This window comes from Xanthomonas translucens pv. cerealis (genome assembly GCF_006838285.1).
GTDB lineage: Bacteria > Pseudomonadota > Gammaproteobacteria > Xanthomonadales > Xanthomonadaceae > Xanthomonas_A > Xanthomonas_A cerealis.
This window is the reverse complement of sequence record NZ_CP038228.1, coordinates 4,020,142-4,038,549: the sequence shown is the minus strand read 5'-3', so window position 1 is coordinate 4,038,549 and position 18,408 is coordinate 4,020,142. Positions and strand designations below refer to the sequence as shown.

General features: G+C 68.1%; 17 protein-coding genes and 1 pseudogene. 5 read left to right on the top strand and 13 right to left on the bottom strand.

Annotated features, from left to right (window positions below):
• Positions 1–6 precede the first annotated feature (6 nt).
• The 3 genes from E4A48_RS17820 to E4A48_RS17810 form a co-directional block, all read right to left on the bottom strand.
• The gene (locus tag E4A48_RS17820) at positions 7–639 is read right to left on the bottom strand and encodes a ParA family protein (RefSeq protein WP_039006481.1); all 633 of its coding nucleotides are present in this window, start codon (positions 637–639) and stop codon (positions 7–9) included.
• Between the two features lie 320 nt (positions 640–959).
• A complete protein-coding gene (locus tag E4A48_RS17815) occupies positions 960–1,874 on the bottom strand; it encodes an AEC family transporter (RefSeq protein ID WP_142742883.1) in 915 nt (304 codons plus the stop codon).
• A 315-nt stretch (positions 1,875–2,189) separates the two neighbouring features.
• Positions 2,190–2,798, bottom strand: coding sequence for a tetratricopeptide repeat protein (locus E4A48_RS17810; RefSeq protein ID WP_039006486.1), 609 nt, complete (start codon positions 2,796–2,798; stop codon positions 2,190–2,192).
• A gap of 191 nt (positions 2,799–2,989) precedes the next feature.
• On the opposite strand from E4A48_RS17810, the gene E4A48_RS17805 reads away from it, so the two are divergent.
• Positions 2,990–6,703 (top strand): indolepyruvate ferredoxin oxidoreductase family protein, encoded by a 3,714-nt coding sequence (locus E4A48_RS17805; protein ID WP_142742882.1) that lies wholly within the window; start codon positions 2,990–2,992, stop codon positions 6,701–6,703.
• 543 nt (positions 6,704–7,246) lie between these two features.
• Here the strand turns inward: E4A48_RS17805 and E4A48_RS17800 are convergent.
• The 4 genes and pseudogenes from E4A48_RS17800 to E4A48_RS17785 all read right to left on the bottom strand — a co-directional run.
• Positions 7,247–8,029: a hypothetical protein gene (locus E4A48_RS17800; protein WP_039006490.1), complete on the bottom strand. Its 783-nt coding sequence runs from the start codon at positions 8,027–8,029 to the stop codon at positions 7,247–7,249.
• Positions 8,030–8,195: 166 nt separating this feature from the next.
• Entirely contained in the window at positions 8,196–8,798 is a 603-nt protein-coding gene (locus E4A48_RS17795) for a DUF938 domain-containing protein (RefSeq protein WP_039006492.1), read from the bottom strand.
• Positions 8,799–8,864: 66 nt separating this feature from the next.
• On the bottom strand, positions 8,865–9,743 hold the full coding sequence (locus E4A48_RS17790) for an NYN domain-containing protein (protein WP_142742881.1): 879 nt from the start codon (positions 9,741–9,743) through the stop codon (positions 8,865–8,867).
• A 295-nt stretch (positions 9,744–10,038) separates the two neighbouring features.
• Positions 10,039–10,258: pseudogene (locus E4A48_RS17785) on the bottom strand (EcsC family protein); the annotation flags it as partial.
• A 346-nt stretch (positions 10,259–10,604) separates the two neighbouring features.
• On the opposite strand from E4A48_RS17785, the gene E4A48_RS17780 reads away from it, so the two are divergent.
• Positions 10,605–11,738, top strand: coding sequence for an Hrp-dependent type III effector protein (locus E4A48_RS17780; RefSeq protein ID WP_260607991.1), 1,134 nt, complete (start codon positions 10,605–10,607; stop codon positions 11,736–11,738).
• Positions 11,739–12,306: 568 nt separating this feature from the next.
• Here E4A48_RS17780 and E4A48_RS17770 read toward each other — a convergent pair.
• The 3 genes from E4A48_RS17770 to E4A48_RS17760 form a co-directional block, all read right to left on the bottom strand.
• Complete coding sequence (locus E4A48_RS17770; protein WP_230812557.1) at positions 12,307–13,122, bottom strand: EcsC family protein; 816 nt, start codon at positions 13,120–13,122, stop codon at positions 12,307–12,309.
• A 111-nt stretch (positions 13,123–13,233) separates the two neighbouring features.
• Entirely contained in the window at positions 13,234–14,643 is a 1,410-nt protein-coding gene (locus tag E4A48_RS17765) for an MFS transporter (RefSeq protein WP_142742880.1), read from the bottom strand.
• 167 nt (positions 14,644–14,810) lie between these two features.
• Positions 14,811–14,924, bottom strand: coding sequence for a DUF4424 family protein (locus tag E4A48_RS17760; protein WP_409976383.1), 114 nt, complete (start codon positions 14,922–14,924; stop codon positions 14,811–14,813).
• 141 nt (positions 14,925–15,065) lie between these two features.
• On the opposite strand from E4A48_RS17760, the gene E4A48_RS20670 reads away from it, so the two are divergent.
• From E4A48_RS20670 to E4A48_RS17750, 3 genes are all read left to right on the top strand, one after another.
• A complete protein-coding gene (locus E4A48_RS20670; RefSeq protein WP_155521910.1) occupies positions 15,066–15,209 on the top strand; it encodes a hypothetical protein in 144 nt (47 codons plus the stop codon).
• Positions 15,210–15,236: 27 nt separating this feature from the next.
• Positions 15,237–15,548: a lysozyme inhibitor LprI family protein gene (locus E4A48_RS17755; protein WP_260607990.1), complete on the top strand. Its 312-nt coding sequence runs from the start codon at positions 15,237–15,239 to the stop codon at positions 15,546–15,548.
• Positions 15,549–16,014: 466 nt separating this feature from the next.
• Positions 16,015–16,422, top strand: a complete 408-nt coding sequence (locus tag E4A48_RS17750; protein WP_039006502.1) for a BA14K family protein — start codon at positions 16,015–16,017, stop codon at positions 16,420–16,422.
• A gap of 177 nt (positions 16,423–16,599) precedes the next feature.
• Here the strand turns inward: E4A48_RS17750 and E4A48_RS17745 are convergent, their stop codons facing one another.
• The 3 genes from E4A48_RS17745 to E4A48_RS17735 form a co-directional block, all read right to left on the bottom strand.
• Positions 16,600–17,058 carry a hypothetical protein gene (locus E4A48_RS17745; RefSeq protein WP_058196248.1) on the bottom strand — a complete coding sequence of 153 codons (459 nt, stop codon included), beginning with the start codon at positions 17,056–17,058 and terminating at the stop codon, positions 16,600–16,602.
• Between the two features lie 88 nt (positions 17,059–17,146).
• Entirely contained in the window at positions 17,147–17,809 is a 663-nt protein-coding gene (gene trhA, locus E4A48_RS17740) for a PAQR family membrane homeostasis protein TrhA (protein ID WP_039006506.1), read from the bottom strand.
• Positions 17,810–17,962: 153 nt separating this feature from the next.
• Positions 17,963–18,241 carry a HigA family addiction module antitoxin gene (locus E4A48_RS17735; protein ID WP_142742879.1) on the bottom strand — a complete coding sequence of 93 codons (279 nt, stop codon included), beginning with the start codon at positions 18,239–18,241 and terminating at the stop codon, positions 17,963–17,965.
• Positions 18,242–18,408: the final 167 nt, after the last annotated feature.

The window sequence follows — 18,408 nt, the reverse complement described above, 5'->3', positions numbered from 1 at the left end:
CATCGGTCAGGCCTTCTTGAGCCACTTGAGCAAGGGTTCCCAGTCCTGCTGGTGATCGCGCACCTGGGCAGAACGGTAGTCGAACAGGCTGCGGCCGAGGCCGACCAGCACCACATAGGCCTGGCTGTCGCGCAGCTGCGCCAGCACCGGATACGGCCAGCCGCCGAGCATCTCCAGCGCCTGTTGCGCGGCGTGGGTCCACGGCTTGCTGCGGTTGATCACCAACCCCACCGGCAACTTGCGCTGGTGCACCCGCGGCACCTTGGCCAGGGTGTTGAGGAAGCCGACGGTGGCCTCGATGTCCAGCGCCGACGGCATCACCGGCACCACCACCGCATCGGCCTCGTCCAGGAACTGGGCCAGATCCTCGGCCATGGCGCCGGCGGCGCCGTCGATGATCACCCGCTGGGTGTCGTCCGGTAGCGCCGCGCGCCAATTGCGTTTGCGGCTGGCGTCGATCGGCAGCACCGCGCTGTCCAGGCCGGCGCGGCGCTCGGCCCAGCGGGTCGAGGAGCCCTGCGGATCGGCATCGGCCAGCACCGTACGCTTGCCGGCCAGCGCGTAGTACGCGGCCAGGTGCGTGGCAATCGTGGTCTTGCCCACGCCGCCCTTGGAGCCGGCCACCAGGATCGTCTTCATGCGCGCCTCGCTTCCGGAAAGAAGAGGCCGCAGCGTACACCGGCCCCACGTTGGCCGGTAGTCAACGCGTGGTGGGCGGGCCGGCCACGTTGCTATCGTGGCGGCCCCACGGCAACGGCTCGCCCATGAGCGAGCTGCCGCTGCAGGAACTGCGCGGCACGCGGCCGCTGTCGGTGATGATGGCCGAACAGATGAAGACACTGCACGAATGGGCACGCGAGCGTACGGTGTCGGCGAATTGAGGAGCCGCGTTTTTGCAGGAGGAATTCAACCCCGACCTGGCATTCCCGGTAACGCCCGGCCGCGCTTGCACCCCTTGCTTACGGAAGCGCCCCCAGTAGCCACGCCCAGGCCGGCAAGGTGACCAGCGACAGCAGGATGCCGTAGCCGACCAGCGCCGCCGCCAGCCGCGGCGCCAGCCGGTGGGAGATCGCCAGCGCGGCGGCGGTGATCATCGTCGGCATCGCCGATTCGAGCACGTTGGCCTGCAGCAGCTGCCCGCGCAGGCCAAGCGCCCACGACAGCGGCCAGGCCAGCGCCGGCAACAGCAGCAGCTTCAGCAGCAGGCCGGCGGCGAGCGGCTTCAGTTCCTCGCGCGGCAGCCGCAGCTGGATCGAGAAACCGACGGCCAGCATCACCAGCGGCAACATCGCGTCGGCCAGGTGCTGCAGGCCCGAGGCGATCCATGCCGGCGACTGCGCGGGCATCAACGTCAGCGCGAACGCCAGCGCCCACAGCGGCGGGAACCGGGCCATGCGCAGCAGCGTCTGCCGCAGCGTCGGCGGCGTCTCGCCGCTGTAGCGGGCCAGCACATACAGGCCGAAGCTGGACAGCAGCACGAAGGTACCGAACTGGTCGTAGACCACCGCATACGGCAGCGCCGCCTCGCCGAGCAGCGCGCGCACCATCGGATAGCCGATGAAGCTGGAATTGCCCAACGCCACGCACAGCAGCAGGGCCGCATACTGGTCGCGGTGCAGGCGCAGCGGCCGGCGCAACGCCAGCGCCGCGAGCACGGTGACGCCGGTCAGCAGCCACGGCGTCAGCATCAGCCCGAGCAGGGCCAGGTCCAGCTGCAGGCGCGGCACGTAGAGCAGCACCGAGGCCGGCAGGCACAGGTACAGCACCACGCGGTTGAGCACATCGGTGGTGTTGGGCGGCAGCGCGCGCAGGCGCGCGAACAGCTTGCCGAGCGCCAACATGGCCAGGATCAGGGCGAACGCGTCGAAAGCCATCGGCACAACGGGAATCTGGCGGATACACCGGCATCATCGCATGCGCGTGCCGGCAGGCCGGTCGATCACCTGCGCCGCGCGGCATGGCTGCGCTGGCGTATGCAGCGTCCCTGCGTCGGCGCTGAAGCCCCTCCCACAGTGCGCCCAGCAGGCTTCCCGCAGGCCCTTGCAGGAGCGACTTCAGTCGCGACGAACGGAGCGCTGCAGCTGACGACCGCGCACAACATCGGGGCCAAAGACCCTACAGTAGCCCAGCCGCGCCATCGCCAGCTGCGGTGACGGCGAATCAGGCCGCGGCGCGGAGGCAAGCGCAGTTCAAGGCCATGCGGGCGGCTTGGCCTGCCAGGCGGACTGCACTTCGGCCAGGGTGGCGCGTTCGTCGTCGCGCCAGGCCGGCAGCAGCTTGGCGAAGTCGGCGCCGGCCCCCCACTGGTCCGGCCAGGTACGCACCCCGGCGGCATACCACTTCACCGCCTCGTCCTTGCGGTCCAGACGCCACAGCACCAACGCCAGCGTCGGCGGCAGCCAGTCCGGCGCGGCCGGGTGGCCGTTGACCAGGCCGCTCCATTGCGCCAGCGCGCGCGCCGGATCGCCGGCACGCAACAGGTCCCAGCCGTAGTTCCACTCGATCTGGCGACGCGGCGCGCCGGCGTTCAGTGCGTGCAACGCCGTCTGGTACAGTTCTTCGCCCAGTGTGCGGCGCCCGCCGGCCATGGCAATCGCCGCGAGCTGCGCGCGCGCCTCGACCGCGTTCGGATCGCGCTGCACGGTACTGGCCAGACGATCGACCAGCGCCTCGCCACTGCCGGCGATCGCCGCCACCGGCCGCGTGCTGCTGCGGTCCTGGTCGAAATAGAACTCCTTCGGCGCGGGCAAGGCCTGCGCGTGCGCGTCGACCGCGGCCGTGCCCACCCAGGCCAGCATCGCGGCCAGCGCGTATCTATGTGCATTCACTGCTGACAACCCCTTGGCGGATGGTCCCCTTCCCCATCGGCATGCTAACCGCGTCCGCCGCTGGCGGCGAGGAGCGGGCTCACAAAATGCCGCTGATACAATCGAGGGATCGTGCATGGCCTGCGCCGCGCACGCGCCAGCCTTCCATCTACGGGCACGCCATGAACCGCATCGCCGATCCGCGTCTGCCGTCTTCCCTCACCGCACCGGCCGCCGACAGCGTGGATGGCGGCTATACGCTGGAGCACAAGTACACCCGCACCGACGGCCGCATCTACCTGTCCGGGGTGCAGGCCTTGGTGCGCCTGCCGCTGATGCAGCAGCTGCGCGACGGTGCCGCCGGGCTGAACACCGGCGGCTTCGTCAGCGGCTACCGCGGCAGTCCGCTGGGCGGCTTCGACCTGGAGCTGTGGCGCGCGCGCAAGCACCTGGACGCGGCCAGGGTGAAGTTCCAGCCCGGCCTCAACGAGGACCTGGGCGCGACCATGGTGTGGGGCACGCAGCAGACCAACCTGTTCCCCGGCGCGCGCGTGGATGGCGTGTACGCGATGTGGTACGGCAAGGGCCCGGGCGTGGACCGCTGCGGCGACGTGTTCAAGCACGCCAACGCCGCGGGCACCTCGCGCCACGGCGGCGTGCTGGCGCTGGCCGCCGACGACCACGCCTGCCGCAGTTCGACCCTGCCGCACGGCTCGGAAGAGGAATTCGTCAGCGCGATGATGCCGGTACTCAATCCGGCCGGGGTGCAGGACATCCTCGACCTGGGCCTGCTCGGCTGGGCGATGAGCCGCTACACCGGGCGCTGGATCGGCTTCAAGACCATCGCCGAGACGGTGGAGTCCTCGGCCTCGGTGGAGGTGGATCCGTTCGCGCGGCAGATCGTGCTGCCGGAGGATTTCGAACTGCCGCCGGGCGGGCTCAACATCCGCTGGCCGGATCCGCCGCTGGACCAGGAGATGCGCCTGCACCGTTACGCGGTAGGCGCCGCGCAGGCCTTCGCCCGCGCCAACGGCGTGGATCGCACGGTGATGGATTCGCCGCACGCGCGGCTGGGCATCGTCACCACCGGCAAGAGCTACCTGGACGTGCTGCAGGCGCTGGAATACCTGGGCCTGGACGCGCGCGCCTGCCGCGACATCGGCATCCGCGTGTACAAGGTCGGCATGACCTGGCCGCTGGAGCCGATCGGCATCGCCGCGTTCGCGCAGGGGCTGGAGGACATCGTGGTGGTGGAAGAGAAGAAGGCCTTCATCGAGCGGCAGATGAAGGAGCTGTTCTACAACTGGCCGGCCAGTGCCGGTCCGCGCCCGAGCATCGTCGGCAAGTACGACGAGGCCGGCGAATGGATCCTGCCATCCATCGGCGAACTGACCCCGGCGACCATCGCCGCGGTGATCGGCAAGCGCATCCTGCGCAGGCTGCAGTCGAGCGCGATCAGTACCGAATCGATCGAGCAACGGCTGCGCTGGATGGAGGCCAAGGAAGCGGAAATGGCCTTGCCGCGCGCCAATTTCCCGCGCGTGCCGCACTACTGCTCCGGCTGCCCGCACAACACCTCCACCGTGGTGCCGGAGGGCTCGCGCGCGCTCGCCGGGATCGGCTGCCACTACATGGTGACGTGGATGGACCGCTCCACCGACACCTTCACCCACATGGGCGGCGAAGGCGTCACCTGGGCCGGGCAGGCGCCGTTCACCGACACCCCGCACGTGTTCCAGAACCTCGGCGACGGCACCTATTTCCATAGCGGCTCGCTGGCGATCCGGCAATCGATCGCCGCCGGCGTCAACATCACCTACAAGATCCTCTACAACGACGCGGTGGCGATGACCGGCGGGCAGCCGGTGGACGGCAGCCTCAGCGTGCCCGACATCGCACGGCAGATGCGTGCCGAAGGCGTGCACAGCATCGTCCTGGTCAGCGACGACATCGGCAAGTGGACGCGGCGCCGCGAGCTGTTCCCCAACGAGGTGGAATTCCACGACCGCAGCGAGCTGGACACGGTGCAAAGGCGCCTGCGCGAGGTCAAGGGCACCAGCATCCTGATCTACGACCAGACCTGCGCCACCGAGAAGCGGCGCCGGCGCAAGCGTGGCAAGCTGCCCGATCCGGCCAAGCGCGTGCTGGTCAATTCACTGGTCTGCGAAGGCTGCGGCGATTGCGGCGAGAAGAGCTTCTGCGTGTCGGTGCTGCCGAAGGAAACCGAGTTCGGGCGCAAGCGCCAGATCGACCAGTCCGGCTGCAACAAGGACTATTCCTGCATCTCCGGCTTCTGCCCCAGCTTCGTCACCGTGCACGGCGGAACGCTGCGCAAGGGCGGCAAAGCCGACGCGGCCACGCTGCTGCAGGACCTGCCGCTGCCCAGCTTCCGCAGCGACCTGAGCCAGCCCTGGAACATCCTGATCACCGGCGTCGGCGGCACCGGCGTGGTCACCATCGGCGCGCTGTTGGGCATGGCCGGACACCTGGAAGGCAAGGGCGCCAGCGTGCTCGACCAGACCGGGCTGGCGCAGAAGGGCGGCGCGGTCACCACCCATATCCGCCTGGCGCGCCAGCCCGAGGACCTGCACGCGGTGCGCATCGCCGCCGGCGAGGCCGACCTGGTGCTGGGCTGCGACATGGTCGTGGTCAACGACTACTGGGCGCTGTCCAAAGTGCGCGGCGACCGCTCGCAGGTGGTGCTCAACACCTACGAAGCGATGCCCGGCACCTTCACCACGCACCCGGACATGCAGTTCCCTGCCGCCGACATCGTCGCCGGCGTGCGCCTGGCCCTGGGCGGGCGCGAGCCCTTGCTGCTCGACGCCACGCAACTGGCCACCGCGCTGCTCGGCGACGCCATCGCCAGCAATCTGTTCATGCTCGGCTATGCCTGGCAGCAGGGGCTGGTGCCGCTGTCGTACGCCGCGCTGATGCGCGCGATCGAACTCAACGGCGCCGCGGTGGCGATGAACCAGCAGGCCTTCGCGTGGGGCCGCCTGGCCGCGCTGGACCTGGCCGCGGTGCAGCAGGCTGCGGGCATGCCCGGTAGTGTCGCGGCCGGAGCCGAACCTGCCGCGCAACGGCTGCAGCAACTGCCGCCTGGAGAATGGGAAGGCCACGCAGGCGGCGCCAGCGCTGCGCCGCGCAATCCGCACAACGCGCGCCAGACACGCGCCGCTGGCGACGCCGTCGACACCGGCCACGCGCCGCTGGACGACACCCGCCTGTCGCGCTCGCTGCACGAACTGGTCGCGCGCCGCCGCGCGTTCCTGGTCGATTATCAGGACGCCGACTACGCCGCACGCTACGCCGCGCTGGTGGAGCGCGTGCGCGAGGCCGAGCAGCGTGTGGCCGCAGGTTCCACCGCGTTGACCGAGGCGGTGGCGCGCTACGCGTTCAAGCTCATGGCCTACAAGGACGAATACGAAGTGGCGCGGCTGTACACCAGCGGCGATTTCCAGCGCCAACTGCAGCAGCAGTTCGACGGTGCCTATTCGCTGCGTTTCCACCTGGCGCCGCCGCTGCTGGCCAGGAAGGACGCGCAGGGCCGCGCACTCAAGCGCGAATACGGGCCGTGGATGTTCACGGCCTTCAAGTGGCTGGCCAAGTTACGCGTGCTGCGCGGCAGCGCGTTCGACCTCTTCGGCTACAGCGCAGAACGCCGCGGCGAGCGGCAGCTGATCGCCGACTACGAACGCACCGTGGGCGAGCTGCTGGAATGCCTCGGCGCCGACAACCTGGCGCTGGCGGTGGAGATCGCCAGCGTGCCGGAACACATCCGCGGCTACGGCCACGTCAAGCAAGCGCACCTGCACGAAGCCAAGCAGCGCCAAGCACGGCTGCTGGCGACCTGGCGCAATCCGAAGGCGCTGCATATCGTGCAGGCGGCTTGATCGGGAGTCGGCGGCGGATCGCGGACCGCGGACCGCGCTGTTGCGATGTGCTGCGCCGTCTCCGCCAGCGGCAGTGCTCGCTTGGTGGAGCGGGGTCAGCGACTAAGCAATGCGAGCACGACTGCTGACATGCAGCGCGACGCATCACTAGTGAAGTCGCTCCCACGCCTGTCAGCACTCAAACGGCAGGGCTGGTCCGAATCCAGCAGCAACTAGCACAGCCTTGTCTGCAAGGCCCCCGATTTCTGTAGGAGCGGCTTCAGCCGCGACAACTTCCGAAGCCGGACGGCCCGCCGCTGCGCTCGTCGCGACTGACGTCGCTCCCACAAGGATTCCACGGGCACCGCGGGGCGGCGAGGCCTCTTGTGGGAGGGACTTCAGTCCCGACTGCATGCCGGTTCGGAACATTCACCGCTGCGCTTGTCGCAGCTGAAGACAGTCGCCCCTACAGATTGGACAGCAGGCATCAGCTTTCCAGGTCGGAACGCATGCATCGCCAGGCATCGGGCGGCATGCTTGCCCTGGCCTGGCGATGCGCCCGGTTCAGACCCGCGGATCCAGCGGCGTGCCGCGATCCGACCCGTGGTAGCGGTCCGAATGGAAGGCCTCGCGCACCGCCGCCTTGGCCTGCGCCCAGGTCAGCCGCGAACGATCCTTGGCGCGTTCCCAGCCGCTTTCCAGATCCGTCTCCAGGCGCTCGTCCCAGTCGCGGCCCTGATAGCGGCTGCGTGCCTGCACGCCGTAGCGGTAGGCCGGACGATAGTCGTCGTAACCGGCATCGGCATCTCGGTAGCCCACGCTGTCGAAGCGCTCGGCGTAGTAGCGGTCGCTGTCCTCGTAGGTGCGATACGTGGTGTCCGCACGCTGCCAGGAATCGCGTGCCGCCAGGCGCGCATCCTCCCACTCCAGGCGCGAGTCGCCGCGGCGCGTACCCCAATCGCGCGACAGCTCGGTTTCGCTCTCTTCCCAGCTGCGGGTCGGATACTGCTCGCGCGCCTGCAGGCCGAGGCCGTAGGCGGCCGCATAGTCGCGCTCGTAGTCGTAGTCGGACTTCACGTAGTCGCGGTGGCGGTATTCCTCGCGCCAGTACTCGGCTTCGCCGGTGGGATCGATGCGTTCGGCCACGCCCTTGCCCGCTGCCGCGCCGGCAACCACGCCGACCGCGGCGCCGATCAGTGTGCCGAGCGGACCGAACACGGTGCCGGCCAGCGCACCGGCGGCGACGCCGCCCGCGGTGCCGCCGATGCCGACCCCGACCGGATGCGAACCCGGCGTGCCGGAGATGGGATCGCGATTGAGATCGCGCGCTTCGTTGCTGCTACTCATGGAAACGCTCCGCAATGATAAGGATCACCGGCCATCTGCATCGGCCTGTGGTGATCGCACAGTGGCGAAGGTCCGGTTAATCCCCCGTGCCACCGGGGTGAGCGCGCGATGAGGCCACTCCCCGGTCCCGTCACGCCTTCGCAACGACGGCGGCTGCAGGCGCGCGTCAGCCACGCCGCCACACAAGACAGCGATTGTTCGCAGGCATTGCCGCATCCTCCTGCAGCAGCAGACCCTGCGCCTGCGCCAACGCGGCAACCGCCTCGAAGTCGCGGATCCCGCTCGCGGCATCGCGCGCCTTCAGCCAGGCGTCAAACGCGCGATTGCTGTCGCTGCTGAAGGTGCCGCCGTAGTTGAACGGCCCGTACACCGCCAGCGTGCCGTCATCGCGGTCGGCCAGCAGCTTGCCGACACCGGCGAAGAACGCCTGCACCGCGGGCCAGCCCATGATATGCAGCGTATTGGCGGTGAACACTGCATCGTAGCCGGCGCTCGGCCATGGCCCTTGCTGCACGTCCAGCGCCAAGGCCGGCGGCGTGTTCGACAATGCCGCCGCGTCCAGCCATTGCGCGATGCCGGGCAGATGCTCGGCGCGCTCGCTGCATTGCCAAGTCAGCTGCGGCAGCGCCGCGGCGAAATGCACCGCATGCTGGCCGGTACCGCTGCCGATCTCCAGCACATGCCGGCGCTCAGCGAAATGCCGCTGCAGCACCTGCAGGATCGGCGCGCGATTGCGCTCGCAGGAAGGTGCGTAGGGTCTATCGTTCATCGCTCATCGCTCATCGCTTGGTGGTGACCGCAGCATGTGCCACGGCTTCGCGGAGGCGTATCGCGGTCAACTGCGCGAACGCACGAAGATGCGCTTGCTGCCGCCTTCGTTGCCGCGCTCCTCGAGTTCGAACCGCGCCGACAGCCGGCGCAGCAGGTCGCTCAGCTTCTTGTGCCCGTACAGGCGCGGATCGAAATCCGGGCGCACCTTGTTGAGATAACTGCCGACGCTGCCAAGCCCGGCCCAGCCCTGGTCGTCGGAGGCTTCCTCGATCGCCTGGCGCAGCAGTTTCAACGGTGCCGACAGCGGCGCGGCCTTCACATCGGCCGGCACGGCGGGCGCCGCCAAGCCCGAGGCCACGGCAGCCGTCGCCTCGGGCTTGGCCGTTTGCGCAGCCTGCGCAACGTGTGGCGTCTTGCGTCCCTTGCGCGCCGGCTTGGCAGCAGCGGCCGCCGGCTTGGACGGTTCGCTGTTGACCGCCTCGCTGCGCAGCACTTCGGTGTAGATGAACTTGTCGCAGGCCTGCACGAACGCATCCGGGGTCTTGCGCTCGCCGAATCCATACACGGTCGGCCCCTCTTCGCGCAGGCGCTGCGCCAGGCGGGTGAAATCGCTGTCGCTGGAAACCAGGCAGAAGCCGTCGAAACGGCCGGTGTACAGCAGGTCCATCGCGTCGATGATCAGCGAGCTGTCGGTAGCGTTCTTGCCGCTGGTGTAGGCGAACTGCTGCACCGGGCTGATCGAGTGTTTCAGCAACGCCTGCTTCCACTGGGTCATCCGCGTGCTGGTGAAGTCGCCGTAGATGCGCTTGACGCTGGCCACGCCGTACTTGGCCACTTCGGCCAGCAAGCCTTCGATCACCGACGGCTGCGCATTGTCGGCATCGATCAGCACCGCCAGGCGCGGCTGGTCGTCGTCGGTGTCGGATCTGGAACGGGTTTTCATGGCGGGGACCTGCGTGGAAACGAAAGCGACGGCAGCGCCGCGCTGGCAAGCTGCGGCGCCAGCTGCCACTGTGCCACTGCGGGGCAGCGGCGGCCAGTGCGTGGCGATGACGAACGCATGGCCCATGCCGTCCCCTGCATGCAGCTCCGCTTCGCTGCTTGGATCGATCAGGCGCGAAGGGGTGTAGGCGAGCCGCACGCGTGCCGGTGACGAATCGCAGCGGCGGGAAGCGATGCGGCTGCGCTGGCTTACGCCGACGTCGGCAACGCCTCGTAGGCCTGCCGCACCGCGGCCTCGCCGTGCGCACCGCGAAGTAGCCCGATTCGCTGCCATCGTCGCGCGCACTGCGGCCGCCGTGCGCCAGCACTTCCAGGCAGGCCAGGGTGGTGGCCGGATCGTCCAGCCGCTCGCCCTCGGCGCGGGCGATGTCGGCGATCGAACGCAGCATCAGCGTGCTGGTCAGCGGCAAATCCACCAAGCAACCCGGGCAGGCCGAAGAAACCGCCGATCGTGCCTGGGTTCGCACAACGTCTAACTTTTTCGCGTAGCAGGCGGACGCATTCGCAGGTCCCGATAATTTACGTCTCATTCGTTGAATTTACGCTCCAAGGCGGATGTTTTTTCGCAGGCAACAGTCAAATGGACAAACTGACCGGACTCTCCCACTCAAGCAGGCTCCGCCGCGAGAGCGAAAATGAAGACCCCCCTCCCGGCCCATCGGGTCAAGGCGCGACGTCAAGCGGAAGTGCATCACCGGCCTTGGCTGCCTTGGAAGGAGGACGTCCGCCGCGTCAGAGTGCCAATGTCGGCATTCGCCCCCAGACCAGCCACTTGCCCGCCCACTCGCCGTCGCACACCTCCATGTTCGACAGGGTGCTGGGATGGATGGGGGGGAGGTCGTTCAGCATCCCCCCGGACCCCAGGGTCTGGATCGATGCCAACGTCCCGCATGCAAAGGCAGCCAGGATAAACCTGCTTGATACTGCAATCGCAGTGTCCCGTTCGTCGGACATCACCCTGCCTGTACAACAAGGCGCGCACCAGTTCTACACGTACCGCGCAGCGGACGCATCCGGCGCGAATACGAAGATCCTGGCTCCAGCCCAGGAGTTGATCCCCGGGCTGCTGCGGTCTGACCGGTTGATCGAGCTTTCGCAGAGCCACCTGGCTCAGCTCAACGCGCTCGCCACCAGGCATCCCAGCGTCAAGAGGCGAATGCCGGACACCAAAGCGCGGCTGCGGGTGATCACTCCCACGGTCGCTGCCAATCTGGCAGCGGCACGCGAGTCCATCGACCTGGTCAAGGCACTTCTTCCCTACGGGGCTGGCAACCAGATCAAGGATGTCGCCGCGACCGGGGGTGAAAGTATGCTCTGCTCCTCGATGGCGAGTACATCGAGGAGCAGCCCGGGGGACCGCGCCTTTATCGCGATCCAGTCACAAGGTGGCCGTTGCGACGCGCAGGCTGCCCTGACGTACCAACTGCTCTCGCAGAATCCTGCGCTGAGGGAGTGCAGAATAGACATGCTGGACGGAGAAGATCACGTGTTCGTGGTGATCCGGGGGCAGAAGCCCGCACACGATATCGTGGTGGATCCGTGGGCGCCTTTCGCCTCACCCACGCTTGTCCAGGATGCACTCTCCATGCATCGGGATCTGCTAAGCGCAGGACAGTTCAGGCACACCAAACCTGCCGGCACCGTTCTGCCGGCCCTGAACATCCAGGAGGCGCTGAATAAGCTGGCTCTCCAACGTGAGCGTTACCCGTCGATACGCGAACGGTTCTTCGCTGAAAGATACCGAAACCCCGACAACGACATCATCAACAATCTGAGGAATCCGTGGGATCAATGGGATACACCCTTCAGCGGCAATCCCAATGTCCGCTATGACGTGCGTGACGAATCCGGCCGCCGGTTGATCGACGGTCCGCTCAGGTTCGACATGCAGCGGATCGCAGTCTCGCCCGGACCCTACCAGCCACCGGCTGCATGACGCCCGCCGAAGCAGGTGCATGCGCGACTCGCCCTGAATCGCTCAACGCCATGCAGGCCGCAATCCAAACCGGCCTCCCTGGGCATCGAACAACACATCGTACTGCTGCAGCAGCTTCATGCGGGTGTTCACAAAGGCGGGGCGCCAGAACACCTGTGCAGCCGCGCCACGCGAGGGCCAATTGACGAGCGCGGTCCGGGCGCACCGGCCCCGCTTGCATTGAACGCATACCGGGCCACCGGCGCATGCGCATCTTGAAACAGCCGTTGCATCGGAGTGCCATCCTTGGGATGGAGGCTACAGGAAGTGTGTTGGCTTACGATCAAACCGCGTAGCAATGCGGCGGAACTGCGTGAGCTAGGCCAAGCGGCATTCGATGCAATTGGGTAGCCGAAACATGTATTGACGAAAGTCCGATTGTCGGCTGCTGTACAGCCAGGATCACCGGCCTTGCTAGAAAGCAGATATTGGATCCACCCCCACTGGGTCTGGGTCAATTCGTAACAGCTAGGCCGCGCCGGATGTTCCTCGGCATCAGCCAAAGATAACGGCTGAATCTCGATCCAGCCTAGCGCGACGCCGGCAGCGCCTCGTAGGCCTGCCGCACCGCGGCCTCGCCGTAGCGCCGCTCCAGCCGGCGCACGATGAAGTGGCCGCGCGCCATCGCCTGGAAATGGCCCATGAACACCATGTTGAGCAGCGCGCCGCTGGCCGCGCCGACCAGCGGCACCGCCTGCGCGGCCAGTTTTTCGCTGACCGTGATCGAGAACTTCGCCGCGATCCGCGACATCAGCGACACCAGCGCCGGTGCGCCCTTGCTGCCGATGCCGTGCGCGGCGACGTATTGCGCGGCGGCGCTGAGCTGTTGCGCCATCGCCGTGCGCACTGCGAAGTAGCCCGACTCGCTGCCGTCGTCGCGCGCGCTGCGGCCGCCGTGCGCCAGCACTTCCAGGCAGGCCAGGGTGGTGGCTGGATCGTCCAGCCGCTCGCCCTCTGCGCGGGCGATGTCGGCGATCGAACGCAGCATCAGCGTGGTGGTTAGCGGCAGTTCCACCAGCAGCCCGGGCAGGCCGAAGAAACCGCCGGCCGCGCCGGTGGCCGCCACCGCCATGCCATGCAGGCGGGGCCGCGCCGTGCCCGGCGCCTGCGTGCGCAGGGTCAGCAGCGCCGAGCGCAAGGCGATGCGCAGCGCGCGCTGGCTGACCGCGTCGATGCGCGAGGATAGCGCCTTGGGCAGGCGCTTGCTGAGCAGATCCTCGATCGGCGCACCGACGGTATTGGCGATCTTCGCCGCCAGGCCGGGATGTTCGAGCAGCGCATGCGCCTGGGCCAAGTCGCGGTGGTCGGTGGCATCCATGGCGGGAACGGGGAGATTGGAGGTCATGGCCAGGAGTCGTGGCGTGGGAGCGCACAGCATGCACCGGCCGCCGCCGCCGTGTTGTCGAGGGCAGATGACGGACGCGGGAAAGCCGGTACCCGGCCGGTCGCCGCGGCCCTACCCGGCGATCTGCTCCAGGGTGCGGTTGCGGGTGCGCGGGCCGAACACGCCGATGATCGCGGCCACCGCCAGTAGGCTGGCGACGATGAAGGCCAGCACCCCGTGGCTGCCGGTACGCTCCAGCAGCAGACCGATCAGCAGGCTGCTGCCAGCGGTGGACAGGCGACTGAAGGAATAGCAGAAACCCACCGCACGGGCGCGCAGCGCGGTCGGGAACAGTTCGGCCTGGTAGCCGTGATAGGCGAAGCTCATCCAGGCATTGCAAAAGGTGATCGCCGCGCCGCAGGCGATGATCGCCAACGGCTGGGTCTGCCAGGCGAACAGCGTGCCGAACAGCACCGCGCCGAGCGCCGACCACACTACCTGCCACTTGTTCTCCCAGCGTTGGGCGCCGCGCAGCAACAGCAGCGGTGCCAGCGGATACGCCAGCGAGATCGCGAACGCATAGCCCAGCCCGTGCACGCTGTCCGCGCCTTGCGCCGACAACAGCGTCGGCAACCAGTTGCCGAAGCCGAAGAAGCCGATCGCCTGGAACACATGGAACGCCACCAGCATGACCACGCGGCGCCGGTAGGGCTCCTTCCACAGCGCGCCAAAATGCGGCTGCGTCGCAGCGCAGGCGAGCGGCAGTTCGATCTGCGGCGTGTCCAGCGCGCGACCAAGGTCGGCAGCGCAGCGTGCTTCCAGATCGCACAGCACGGCATCGGCCTCGGCATGCCTGCCCTGCGCCGCCAGCCAGCGCGCCGATTCTGGCAGGCGCCGACGCAGCCACCAGATCGCCACCGCGAACGTGCCGCTGAGCAACACCACCCAACGCCAGCCGCTGACCCCGAACGGCGCGTGCGGCACAAGCGCCCATGCGCTCACCGCCACCGCCGGCACCGCCAGGAACTGCACGAAGAACACGAACGCGAAGGCCGACCCGCGCATGTGCCTGGGCATCAGCTCGGACAGATAGGTGTCGATGGTGACCAGCTCGATGCCCAGACCGATGCCGACCACGAAACGCCACCCGATCACTCCCAGCGCCGTGCTCTGCAGCCCCATCGCCACGGTCGCGGCGGTGTACCAGAGCAGGGCGAAGGTGAACACCGGGCGTCGCCCGAAGTGGTCAGCGAACGGACTGAGCAGGCTGGCGCCGAGAAACAGGCCCAGGAACGTGGCCGAGGCGAACGCGGCCTGGTCGGCGATGCCGAACACGCCCGCCGCGCCAGTGGCGAAGATGCCGTCGCGCAGCAGGCCCGGGCTGATGTAGGCGGTCTGGAACAGGTCGTACAGTTCGAAGAAGCCGCCCAGCCCGAGCAGCGCGACCAGGCGCCACAGCGTGGCCGTCGCCGGCAGGCGATCGATGCGCGCGGCCACCTGTGCAACGGGATCGTCGGAAACAGCAGCGGCAGGATCGAGCATGGGCAGGCACCGGTGGGCAGGGTCGCCGACAGCCTCGGCCTTCGGCGCAGCTGAATGCTGCCCGATTGCCCGGCACAACTGCCACCGCGAATGTCGGAAATTGTAGACGCGTGCCGGTCGGCGTTCAGCGGGACGTTGGCTTGCGGACCGCGCGTGGCGCCATCCAGCTAGCGCAGGAACAGCACGTCCAGATCCTGCGTCGGCACGAACGTCTTCTGCGCGAATTCGAAGGTCAGCGGATCGGTGGGCTGCCGCGCGCCGTCGAAGCACAAGCTGAGGATGTCCGTGCACAGCGTTACGTTTGCGATCGCGCTCCCTACGCCGACATGACCGCGACGCCCGCCATCCTTAGCAAAACATTAACCGCACGCTTGGTACATCTGTGCCGGTAAAGACCGGCATCGGCAGAAGGGGAAGGACGCGTGCAAACCAAGCGAAACCAGCGCCGCTGGCTGTTGTGGATCGTGTTGCTGGCCGCTGCGGCCGCCAGTGCCGAGGCGAGCGCTGAGCAGTATCAAGAACAGCAACAGATGCAACTGCAACAACAGCAACTGCAGCAGCAATAGTCGGAAAACGCCAACGCATCATAGGGCGTGTCCGCCGCCTACCTGGACTGCCGCAAGCAGGCCAGTGGCGTATACGACCAACAGCGCTGCATCGAACGCAGAGCGCAGGAAGATCGCATGGCCAGGGCCTACGACACCCTGCGCTACCGGCTCAGCGGCAGCGACAGGGCCAAACTGATCGATGCGCAGTACACCTGGCAGCAATCCGCTGCGCAGGCGGGAGATCTGGACAAGGCGCTCGGCGGCGGCGGCCAGGCAGCCGCCTTGCAGCGCGCAGAAGCGGCGCTGGAGCGGATCAACGCACGCACAAACGAGCTGGAAAAGTACGCACGTCGCTGACGCAGCGAGCGCATGTCCGCATTCGGCGCGTCTGCGGGTGCGGCGTCACCGCTCAGCTCGTCGCCATTTGCGCAACGCAACCCCGGCGTTGATGGAGGGTTCCGTCTGCACGCGATTGCAGCCATCCGCAGCGGGGGATCCATGCACGCATATGCCATCGCCCTGGGCGACTGGCCCGATGGCCCGACGTGCCCGCGGCCAGCACGGGTGGACAGGCCGCGACGGCACGCGTTGCCGGCGCCGCAGGGGTTCGGCACCGGCACGGCCGCCGGCTTCAGCGCATGCGAGCGCCTGGAAACGCCGTTGCCGTGCGGACTGAAATGGCGAGCAGGCGTGGCGGCAGCGATCACCCGTCGCGGCCACGTCGTTCGCCAGGCGGCGGCCGACATCACGGCGTCACCGTACCGGTGCGCGTAGCGTCGGCGCCGGATCGCACACAGTGCGTTACCCGCCCATGGAGAGTCGAATGAACAAGATGCTTGGCGTTGTGCTCGCTTGCACCCTGGCCGCCGGCCTTCCCGCCGTTGCAGGCGCGGACCAGGTCGCGCCTCAGGACCGCCACGACGATGGCCGGCGCCACGACGCCCCGCCGCGGCCGGGCCAACTCGACCCTGCTCGGCGCGACGAAGCCCGCCACGACCACCGGCATGACGATCGTCCCGGCGACCACCGCAGGGACGATCGCCCGGACGACAGGCGCTATGGACGCTGGGATCCCAAATGGGGTCCGCGCCCGGGCAATCCTCCCGCGCACCGGTCGCGGCACGACGATTGGTATCGCCACGTGCGCACCTGCCAACAGCGCTACCGCAGCTACGACACACGCAGCGATACCTTCGTGCACCGCGGCCGCCGTTTGCGCTGCCCGCTGTAAGCGGCAAGCACCTGCCCGCTCTCTGCGCACGCCACGCAGCGCGGCGGTGCAGGCTTGATGCCGGGCAAGTGCAAGGCGGGGGACCGAATCCCGAATGCAGCGGCGCGATCGTCCACGGGATGGACGGCACCGGCCGGCGATCCGCTCACACCGACAGCAGTACCCGCAGGAACACGCTCACGGCTTGCCCGCGCAATCCGCGTTCTGCACATCGCAGAGCTCCGCCGCACGACGGATCTGCGCGTCGCTCAGCGGCGGTGGGCGAGCGATGGCCGATTGGATCTGGTCCGGCGCACCGGTCAAGGTGTGCAGGCCCTTGGCGACCTTGCCGGCAACGTAATAGACGCCGAGCGCGAGGTAGCCTCCGCCCTGGCTGACCTGCTCCACCGAGGGCGGTGGCCGCCAGTCCTTGTCGAAGCGGCTGGGTTGGGCGCTGACCGGATTCTTGAAGCGGTACAGGTCCAGCGGCTGCTCCTCGTCCGGCGGCAGCGCGCGCACTTCGTCGAGGGTCTGGATGTCCTGCGGCGGCGGGCTGGCCGCGGCGGCTGCGGGATCCGGGGCGGCCTGCTGGGCATGCGCATGCGCGGCCAGGCCAAACAGCGCGGCGACAACGACGGAACGCACGGCATTGCTCATCGAGATCGGTCCTTTCCCAGGCATACCCATTGCAGATGCCGAGCTTACGGTTGCCGGCTGAACATCACCAGCGCCGCGCCGTGGACGCTCAGGCCACCTGCAACGGCTGCAGGCTCAACCAGATGGCGCACCAGTGCGACAGTGCGCCGCCCACCACGTGTGCGTGCCAGATGGCACGGTTGTAGACCATCGACTTGCGCACGTAGAAGCCCACGCCAACGGTGTAGAACATGCCGCCGGCGGCGATGCACCACAGCACGGCGCTGTCCAGGCTGGCCATGAGCGGCTTGATCGCGACAATACCGGCCCAACCCAGCAGCAGATAGATGGCGACCCAGAAGCCCTTGCTGATGCCGGGCAGGAACAGTTTGGCGAACACGCCGAACAGCGCCACGCCCCACACCGCCAGGGTCATCGACCAGACCCAGGCGCCGGACAGCGCCAACACGAACAGCGGCGTGTAGGAGCCGGCGATCATCACGAAGATGCCGGCGTGGTCGAGCTTGCGCAGGATCGGCTGGCGCTGTGGCGGGGCGAAGTTGTAGGCCGCCGAGCAGGCGAACATCACCAGCATTCCCAGCGCGTAGACGCAGGTGGCCAGGAGCAGCGCGTGGTTGGCATGGGGGCGCCAGATCAGCATGGCGCCGCCGACGATGGACAGCAGCAGGCCGGCAGCGTGCACGATCAGGTCGGCGCGGCGGGCGCCGGCGGTTTTGTAGTGGGCGGCGGGGGCGGGGGAAGGCACTGACAAGGCGAGTCTTCGGCGCGTCGAGGGACGGCGCCGCTGCGCTAGGGGGGAGCACAGGATACGCGCTGGCCGCGACGATCAGGTCAGGTCAGCGTTGTCGGTCCGCACGCGCCGTCGCCATCCGCCATCGCGACGGCGGCCACGCAGCTGCGTGGGTTATGCCGCGATGCGCGCGATCTTGCGCGTCTGCGCGCCGAGCGCGCGCCGCGCCTGCTCCGGGTCGTAGTCGGCCTGCAGCCCGAGCCAGAAGCGTTCGCTGGTAGCGAGCGTGGCGGCCAGCCGGATCGCGCTGTCGGCGCTGATGCTGCGCTTGCCCAGCACGATCTCGTTGAGGCGGCGCGGCGGCAGCGCGAGTGCGTTCTGGCTGATGCCCAGCGAGTTCAGGAATGCCTCCAGCAAGACGTCGCCGGAATGGATGTTGGGCAGGGTCTTCATGGCGGTTGGCTCGATTGGGACGCCTCGGCACATGCGATGCCGGATGCGGCAACTTCGCGCACGCTGCCGATTGGCGTGCCTTCTGAACGCGGTCAGTGGGCCATTGGCTTCCGCAGTGTCGTGTCTCATACCCTGAGACGCATTTCCGCTTCCCTGTCCCGCTTTGA